Genomic DNA, 8,428 nt, shown 5'->3' on the forward strand with positions numbered 1-8,428 from the left:
GTGCTGGCAATGTTCAGTCATCACCCACTCGAACCCGAATTTCTGGAAGTGCTGCAAACCCTCTGCACGATCGTGACGATAGCCTTAGATACTGCAATTCAGTACCAGAAGGAGAAGCAACGCTGGCAGTTAGCAGCTCAGCCGATGCGTCCGCTTGCCCTGTCTGATCAGCTAGCCGAAATCCTCAAAAACTCCCGATTAACGCTGCTGGGAACCGAGCAGCCCCTATCCACTTCCAGAAGTTATCTAGTGTTAAAAACGGCTGAGGTTTTGAGCCATCTGGGCTGTACCTATGCTCGTTTGATCTACAGTGACACCACCGTTGCCCTGGAAGCGATTACCCCTTCAGGAAACTGCGAAGCAACCGTTCCTATTCCTGTTCCTATTCCTACTGTGCCCGCCGACCCTGGCACCGATCCTGAGATCTCGATTTCGATCGCCCTTGCCGAAATTCATCCCCTCGTTACCGGGTTGGGCGGTATTCTGCAAACCCAGCCTACCTCCGATCAGCGTGCCACCCAAATTACGTTAAATATTCCTTATGCTCAGGCGCGCTCGGAGCTGAAACTGCAAGTGCTGTGTACGTCGCCTGTGCTGCAACTGGCATTCACCCATCTGGCAACCACCGCAGGTTTAACACTGTGCGATGATCAGGACGCGCCACTCCTCACCGATGAGATTCAGGCAATTTCCCCCACTCGAAAAGTAATTTGGGTCCGCGGATCGCGATCGCATCCCCCCGACATCCGGGCAAGGGTTGATTTTTCTCTTCAGCCAGAGCAGTTTCGGCAGGCGGTTGAAGCCGTTATGCAGGGACAGACTTGGGGGATTCCAGCAGTTGCCTTGTCCGATCGAGAACTGGAAATCCTACGGCTCCTGACTCAGGGGCACCGCGATCGAGATATTGCCGATCAGCTTGTTATTAGCGAAAGCACCGTCAAATTTCATCTCAACAACGTTCTTACCAAGCTCAAAGCCAAGACTCGTTATCAGGCAGTTTATAAAGCGATCGAGCAGGGCTGGATTTAGTTTGTCGAGCTGCACCTACCAATATCAATAGACTTGGGAATTTCGTATCTGAGAATACAAAGACTTCATAGATAAAAAATCTAGGCTGACAGTAAGTTTATCTACAGCAACTTCTTCAAGGACTTAAATGGGATGCAGAGGTTTCCCGGTGTGGAACTTCGCCCTCCCATCCCTTTGTTTATCAATAGACTGTAAACGCTGTATTCATTTCCCCATCACCCATTTCACCTCAGCAGCTATGAGCAATCACTACTCAGCTATTATTGTCGGCGGCGGACAGGCGGGTCTGTCGATGAGCTATTGCCTGAAAGAACGCGGCATTGACCACATCGTTTTTGAGAAAAACCAGATTGGCTACGCATGGCGCGAAAAGCGATGGGACAGTTTTTGCCTGGTCACTCCGAACTGGCAGTGCCAGCTTCCCGGTTTTCCCTATCCCGGCAATGACCCGCAGGGCTTCATGCAAAAAGAAGAAATTGTGTGCTACATCGAACGCTATGCCGCCTCATTTGAACCACCTCTCAAAGAAGGCGTAGAAGTGCTAAAACTTTGCAGAAATGAAGCGCAACAGTTTGAAGTCACAACTTCGATCGGAGACTTTACGGCAGATCAGGTCGTTGTAGCGATCGGCGGCTACCATGTACCTCGCATTCCGCGTCTTGCCGAATGTCTGCCTGCGCTGCATCAGATCCATTCTTCTGAGTACAGAAATTCCGAATCTTTGCCGGATGGAGCGGTGCTGGTGGTGGGCACTGGACAATCGGGCTGTCAAATTGCAGAGGATCTGCATCTTGCAGGGAGACAGGTGCATTTGTGCGTGGGCGGTGCGCCTCGATCGCCTCGTCGATATCGCGGCAAAGATGTAGTAGATTGGCTTGATCAAATGGGTTATTACGATTTGCCGATCGATCAGCATCCGCAAAAAGAGAAAGTGCGGGCAAAAGCCAATCATTATGTGACAGGCAGAGACGGCGGACGCGAGATTGACCTGCGCCAGTTTGCGCGAGAAGGCATGAAACTGCACGGTAAATTGAAAGCAGCTGAAGGAACCCAGCTCCAGTTTCAAAACGACCTGAAACACAATCTGGATCAGGCAGATGCCGTCGCCGAAAGCATCAAAAAAACAATTGATACGTTTATCGAAAAGAATCAAATCGATGCGCCGATCGAGCCTCCCTATCATCCGGTTTGGGAACCCATCGAGAATTCATTGGCGATCGACTACGAGCAAGAAAATATCCGCACGATAATCTGGTGTACAGGATATCAGTCGGACTTTAGCTGGATCGAAGTGCCTGTGTTTGATGGAAAGGGCTATCCGGGACACGATCGCGGCGTGACTGGCGTTTGGGGACTGTATTTTCTGGGGCTGCCCTGGCTTTATACCTGGGGCTCTGGGCGATTTTCAGGAATTGCGCGAGATGCGACGTATTTAGCGGACTATATGGTGGCTCGTAAACGAGTGGTCGTGGCGCAGGATTGGAGCGTGGTGAATGAGTTTTTGTTGGGTTCGTAGAGGGGAGACAGAGTTCGTTTTAATCGCACAATCTCAATGACCTATCGATTTAAACAGGTTCTAACCCCCGATCGCAGCATTCTTCCCCCACCCTCGATCGCGCACCTGACCCTATCGCCAAATCTTGACGCTCTGTAATTAAAGATACAAAATATTGTGTGAGCAACCTCGTAATCTGACAACACGTCGATCCAATTCACAAACCAATCCACAAAGGAAAATGGTATGCCTGAAGTAACAGCCCCCGCCCATCAAGTTGGTGATTTCTTTGTCGATTATGAAGAGAAAGTATTTCCTGATGTCAAAGCAGAACCGGGTGAGAAAGCACTGGTAACATTTCACACTGTCGCCTTTGAAGGATCGATCGGGTTCGTGAATCTGCTGCAAGCAACTCGTCTGCTGCGAAAAGGCTTTGAAACATCGGTGCTGCTTTATGGTCCGGGCGTGACCCTCGGTGTGCAGCGCGGCTTCCCGAAGTTGGGCGATTCTGCTTTCCCCGGACACCAAAATTTCAACGATCAGCTCAGCAAGTTCATGGCAGAAGGGGGTAAAGTCTATGCCTGCCGTTTTGCGCTGCAAGCCCTGTACGGACACGGCGAACCCTCACTGATTCCCGGCATTCGCCCGATTAATCCGCTTGATGTATTAGACATCATTTTGATGCACCGCAAAGACAACGCTTTTATCCTCGATACCTGGACGGTTTAATCTCCAGTTCGGATTCAGGACAAACTGGGCTAAATTTCCCCACCGTTTGCATCCGCAATTTGTGATTCTATGGATTACTCACGCACGGTTCGCGCCGCAGCAGTCCAGATCAGTCCGGTGCTGTTTAACCGGGATGGTACAACTGAGAAAGTGTTGCAGTCGATCGCCCAGGCTGCAAAAGAAGGGGCACAGATTGTCGTTTTCCCAGAAACGTTCATTCCCTACTATCCCTACTTCTCGTTTGTGCAGCCCCCGGTTCTAATGGGCAAGGAACACATGCGGCTCTACGAAGAAGCTGTAACCGTTCCCGGACCTGTCACCGATGCCGTAAGCCGTGCGGCGCGTTCCTATGGCATGGTTGTGGTGCTAGGTGTGAATGAGCGCGATCATGGCTCCCTCTATAACACACAGCTCATTTTCGATGCAGATGGAACCCTGCTGCTTAAGCGACGCAAGATCACGCCGACTTATCACGAGCGCATGGTTTGGGGGCAGGGAGATGGATCAGGGCTGAAGGCGATCGATTCTGCGGTAGGGCGGATTGGCGCGCTTGCCTGTTGGGAGCATTACAATCCCCTGGCTCGCTTCGCGCTGATGACACAGCATGAGCAGATTCACTGCGCCCAGTTTCCTGGTTCCCTGGTAGGGCAGATTTTTACTGATCAGATTGAGGTTACGATTCGCCATCATGCGCTGGAGTCAGGCTGTTTTGTGATTAATTCAACAGGTTGGCTCTCGCCGGAACAGGTCGGACAAATTACCACTGATGAAAAGCTTCAGCGGGTGCTGAGCGGCGGCTGTAATACTGCCATTATTGGTCCCGAAGGCAATCATCTCTGTCCGCCCATTACCGAAGGCGAGGGCATGATCGTTGCCGATCTCGACTTCTCGCTGATCACCAAGCGCAAGCGCATGATGGATTCGGTCGGTCACTATGCCCGTCCTGATTTGCTGCAATTGCAGATGAATCCTGAGGCAAGGACAATGTTAAACGCAGTATCTTCTGATTCATCTTCTCAATCAGTTTTCCCGTCTTCTTGGGCATCATCCGAAACGCCTTTAGCAATCGACACCTGATTTGCCCGATCATTCACTCATCATTCTCACTATGAATAAGCAAACGCTGATTACTGAACTTCAGTCCTATGGTCTGAAGCTAGTCGATTCGGATGTGGGTGCATCGGGTCGTCAGGGTGGGGCAGGCCCGTCGGATCATAAAGCTGTGACGGTGGATGGCACAACGGTAATGGTTCCGATCTTCAACAGTCCGGCAGCACAGTCACCCTACAGCGTGAGAGTGGATGGCACAATTGCCCTGACGGAAAACGGCAAAGTAGCCGAAATGCTGTTAGAACGTCAGGGAGAACCGATCGCTCCGATTCAATTTCCGCAACAGCCCCAGTTCTATGGTCTGACCACGGCAGAGGGCATTCCCTACTGGAAGATTGCGCTGCTTCACAGTCGAGATGTGCTAGCAACTACCGTGCTACAAACTTGTATGCGCTACAGCGATGCTGCAACGTCCTGTCAATTTTGTGCGATCGGGCAATCGCTCGAAGCAGGCAGAACGATCGCTCGCAAAACGCCAGCGCAGCTTGCAGAGGTCGCAGAAGCAGCCGTGCGGCTAGACGGTATCAAGCAAATGGTAATGACCACTGGAACGCCCAATACGCCCGATCGCGGCGCAGCCTACCTGACTGAATGCGCCAGAGCCATCAAAGCCAGGGTAAACTTACCGATCCAGGCCCAGTGCGAGCCGCCCGACGATTTTGCCTGGTTCGATCGCCTCAAAAATGCAGGCGTTGAAAATTTAGGAATGCACCTGGAAGCCGCTGATCCAGAGATTCGATCGCGAATTATGCCGGGAAAAGCATCTGTGCCTTTAGCCCATTATTTTGATGCGTTTGGGACAGCGGTTCAGGTATTTGGCTGGGGACAGGTTAGCACTTATTTACTAGCAGGTTTGGGAGATAGCTTAGAGACACTTTTGGAGATGTGCGATCGATTGATTCAGATCGGCGTTTATCCCTTTGTTGTGCCTTTTGTACCAATTACGGGAACGCCTCTGGCAAATCATCCGGCTCCTCAAAGTGAATTTATGCAGACGCTTTACGAGCGAGTCGGCGCAATGCTGAAGCAATCCGGGCTGCGCTCGGCAGAGATGAAGGCGGGGTGTGCGAAGTGTGGGGCTTGTTCTGCGCTTTCGACGTATGAGGTTTAGACGTACCTTCTCTTAAAGAGTTTGAAGTTTTCCCGAAATCACGCATCACTCAGGTTCAGCAAATATGAATCGATATCAGTTCAAGCTTGCAACAACGCCTGATGAAATTGCAGCCTATTTTGCCCTGCGCCATTCGATTTTTGTAGACGAACAGCGGCTTTTTCAGGACAGCGACCTGGATGAAATCGATCAGACTGCCTATCCGATCGTGGCTGTGCATTTGCAGGAAGGCTTGGAAAATGAACGGAATCCGATCGTCGGGGTGGTGCGAATCTATGAAACCCAACCTGGCTTCTGGTACGGCGGACGACTGGGAACACACTGCAACTATCGCAAAGGCTGGCAGATCGGCAAAGGATTAATTCACAAGGCAGTCACAACAGCCAACACCTGGGGTTGCGAGCGATTTCTGGCGACGGTTCAGCTTCAAAACGTGCGGTTTTTCCAGCGGCTTCACTGGGAATCCTTGGAAGAAATTACAATTTGCGATCGTCCCCATCACCTGATGCAGGCGGATTTGAATTATTATCCTCCTACGGTTGCTTCGCAGTTTTCCTCGGCAATCGAACCCCGTCCCGTCCTCCCCTTTCAAGCAAGAGAAGCGTCCTGATGCTGTCTACCCTCGTTACCAAGCTGCAAGAATCGATCGGCGTTTTGCACAAGCAAGATATTCAGACTGCCGCCCACTTTCTGCGTCAAACCCCTAACTGGCTTGATGCAGAGGTGCTGCTGGGCGATGACTGCGCCGCGATTCCCGATGGGGAAGCTTATTTGCTGCTGGCAAGCGAGGGAATGATGCCATTTTTTGTCGAGCAGGACCCCTGGTTTGCAGGCTGGTCTGCGGTGATGGTCAACGTGAGCGATATCTATGCGATGGGGGGTCGGCCGATCGCCTTGGTCGATGCGCTCTGGAGCCAGTCGGTTGAACAATCGCAGCAAATCTGGGCAGGAATGCAGGCAGCTGCTCAAGCATATGATGTGCCGATCGTGGGCGGACACACCAACTGCCATAGTCCTTATAATGCGCTTTCTGTCTCGATTTTAGGACGGGCAGAACGTCTGATGACAAGCTTTGATGCTCAGCCCGGTCAGCAGCTTTTAATGGCAGTCAATTTCGACGGGCAGATGCACCCTGAATTTGCCTTCTGGAATGCCGCGACCAAGGCTGATCCAGTGCGCTTGCAGGAAGATCTGGCTCTGTTGCCCGATCTGGCAGAGAAAAGGCTTTGCCGTGCCGGAAAGGACATTAGTATGGGCGGCGTGATTGGCACAACCCTCATGCTGCTCGAAACTTCCGCTTGTGGGGCAGTTCTGAACCTGGACGCAATTCCCTGCCCAGCAGGTGTCTCGCTCGATCAATGGCTAACGGCGTTTCCCAGCTACGGCTTTCTGTTGAGCATTGATTCTGATCATGTCGCAACAGTTCAGGCAATGTTTCGCGATCGTCAGCTCATCTGTGAACCGATTGGCGAAGTGAACTGCACGTCCGAGCTGGTGCTTCGATTGCAGCAAGATTCCATCTGTTTCTGGAATTTGCAGAAGCAGTCGCTTACAGGTTTCACCCCTGCTGTTCCTGCTTGATCCACGTTCCTGCCCGATCCACAATGCGAATTGCCCTGTTCACCTATTCCACTAAGCCCAGAGGCAGCGTGATTCACACGCTCGAACTGGCAGAAGCACTGCATCAGCAAGGGCATCAGCTTTGCGTGTATGCGCTGGATAAAGACGGGCGGGGTTTTGATTACTTTGTAGGAGGAACTGCATCGCCTCGATCGCTGGCTTGCCGCTATCAGCCTGTTCCAGCAGGAACCGCCCCGCCGGAGATCGATCGCCTGATTCAGCAGCGGATTCAGGAGTTTGTTGATTTCCTGGAGCATCATCTTCAGTCTGAGAATTACGACATCTTTCATGCTCAGGATTGCATTAGCGCAAATGCCTTAGCAGCGTTACGCCAACGTGGGCTCGTGCATTCGTTCGTGCGTACCGTTCACCATATCGAAGATTACAACAGTCCTTATCTTCAGCATTGCCAGGAACGATCGATTCGTGAACCGGATTTGTGTTTTTGCGTGAGCGATTACTGGCAGCAGCAGCTTCTCCAGCAGTATGGAATTCACGCGCCCAGAGTGATCAACGGCGTAAACTGCGATCGATTCACCCCGGTATCCTCGGCTCAGGATCTTCAGCTTAAGCAACAGCTTCAAATCACCGGACATCCGGTATTCCTGACAGTCGGCGGCATTGAACCACGCAAGAATACGCTGCAACTCGTTAAAGCCTTTGCCCGGGTTCAGAAATCGCTTCCCAAAGCACAGCTTGTGATTGCAGGCGGCGCAACGTTATTTGATTACCAGTCCTACCGAGACGAGTTTTTCGCACTGGTTCACGAACTGGAGCTTGAACTCGATCGATCGATTCTACTGCCGGGTGTAATTGCAGACGAGCATCTTCCCTGCCTTTATCGCTGTGCTGATGCGTTTGTCTTTCCGTCTGTCAAAGAAGGTTGGGGACTTGTCGTTCTCGAAGCGTTAGCAAGCGGCTTACCGACGATCGTTTCCGATCATGCCCCCTTCACTGAATTTCTCAATTCTCAGCAAACTCTTTTCGCCGCTCCTGATCATCCAGCCTCGATCGCTCAAGCAATGCTTAAAAGTATTCAGCCCGATGTTTCTCAGGCTCTGAGGCAAAATAGCCGATCGGTGGTTGAGACCTATTCCTGGAAAACATCTGCGATGATGCACTTAGATCATTATCAAGCGTTACTGAGTTCAATCATGCGTTCTGCTAGTTTTAATTGATTGAAAATGTTTGAGCAGCAACAGAGATTTTACACTGCCCCCTAAATTCCCCAATGCTGCGGAACGTTGAAACCTGATAAGGAAACTCCCATGCCTGAAATTCGCTTTGAAGTCCAGTGGCCCGATGGCACTCATGAAGTTTGCTACTCGCCTTCG

The 8,428-nt window shown here is 51.4% G+C and carries 8 protein-coding genes; all 8 read left to right on the forward strand.

The window, feature by feature from the left end; all coding sequences use genetic code 11:
- On the forward strand, positions 1 to 1,029 hold a 1,029-nt coding region (locus H6F80_RS03135; RefSeq protein ID WP_190790156.1), incomplete at its 5' end, for a helix-turn-helix transcriptional regulator.
- 238 nt (positions 1,030 to 1,267) lie between these two features.
- Positions 1,268 to 2,545 (forward strand): MSMEG_0569 family flavin-dependent oxidoreductase, encoded by a 1,278-nt coding sequence (locus tag H6F80_RS03140; protein WP_190790157.1) that lies wholly within the window; start codon positions 1,268 to 1,270, stop codon positions 2,543 to 2,545.
- Between the two features lie 225 nt (positions 2,546 to 2,770).
- A complete protein-coding gene (locus H6F80_RS03145) occupies positions 2,771 to 3,253 on the forward strand; it encodes an MSMEG_0572/Sll0783 family nitrogen starvation response protein (protein WP_190790158.1) in 483 nt (160 codons plus the stop codon).
- 69 nt (positions 3,254 to 3,322) lie between these two features.
- On the forward strand, positions 3,323 to 4,330 hold the full coding sequence (locus tag H6F80_RS03150) for a Nit6803 family nitrilase (protein ID WP_190790159.1): 1,008 nt from the start codon (positions 3,323 to 3,325) through the stop codon (positions 4,328 to 4,330).
- Between the two features lie 31 nt (positions 4,331 to 4,361).
- Positions 4,362 to 5,474, forward strand: coding sequence for an MSMEG_0568 family radical SAM protein (locus tag H6F80_RS03155; RefSeq protein WP_190790160.1), 1,113 nt, complete (start codon positions 4,362 to 4,364; stop codon positions 5,472 to 5,474).
- Positions 5,475 to 5,538: 64 nt separating this feature from the next.
- Positions 5,539 to 6,084, forward strand: a complete 546-nt coding sequence (locus H6F80_RS03160) for an MSMEG_0567/Sll0786 family nitrogen starvation N-acetyltransferase (protein WP_190790161.1) — start codon at positions 5,539 to 5,541, stop codon at positions 6,082 to 6,084.
- Positions 6,084 to 7,055 carry a sll0787 family AIR synthase-like protein gene (locus tag H6F80_RS03165; RefSeq protein ID WP_190790162.1) on the forward strand — a complete coding sequence of 324 codons (972 nt, stop codon included), beginning with the start codon at positions 6,084 to 6,086 and terminating at the stop codon, positions 7,053 to 7,055. The genes H6F80_RS03160 and H6F80_RS03165 overlap by 1 nt, the downstream gene beginning before the upstream one ends.
- A 23-nt stretch (positions 7,056 to 7,078) precedes the next feature.
- Complete coding sequence (locus H6F80_RS03170) at positions 7,079 to 8,272, forward strand: MSMEG_0565 family glycosyltransferase (RefSeq protein WP_190790163.1); 1,194 nt, start codon at positions 7,079 to 7,081, stop codon at positions 8,270 to 8,272.
- Positions 8,273 to 8,428 lie beyond the last annotated feature (156 nt).

Origin of the sequence: Leptolyngbya sp. FACHB-711 (assembly GCF_014695615.1) — a bacterium.
Taxonomy (GTDB): Bacteria; Cyanobacteriota; Cyanobacteriia; order Elainellales; family Elainellaceae; genus Leptolyngbya_A.

Excerpts from the sequence above, each read along its gene's own strand:
- H6F80_RS03155 (WP_190790160.1), top strand. The coding sequence starts at position 4,362 with ATGAATAAGCAAACGCTGATTACTGAACTTCAGTCCTATGGTCTGAAG.
- H6F80_RS03160 (WP_190790161.1), top strand. The coding sequence starts at position 5,539 with ATGAATCGATATCAGTTCAAGCTTGCAACAACGCCTGATGAAATTGCA.
- H6F80_RS03170 (WP_190790163.1), top strand. The coding sequence starts at position 7,079 with ATGCGAATTGCCCTGTTCACCTATTCCACTAAGCCCAGAGGCAGCGTG.
- H6F80_RS03150 (WP_190790159.1), top strand. The coding sequence starts at position 3,323 with ATGGATTACTCACGCACGGTTCGCGCCGCAGCAGTCCAGATCAGTCCG.
- H6F80_RS03165 (WP_190790162.1), top strand. The coding sequence starts at position 6,084 with ATGCTGTCTACCCTCGTTACCAAGCTGCAAGAATCGATCGGCGTTTTG.
- H6F80_RS03145 (WP_190790158.1), top strand. The coding sequence starts at position 2,771 with ATGCCTGAAGTAACAGCCCCCGCCCATCAAGTTGGTGATTTCTTTGTC.
- H6F80_RS03140 (WP_190790157.1), top strand. The coding sequence starts at position 1,268 with ATGAGCAATCACTACTCAGCTATTATTGTCGGCGGCGGACAGGCGGGT.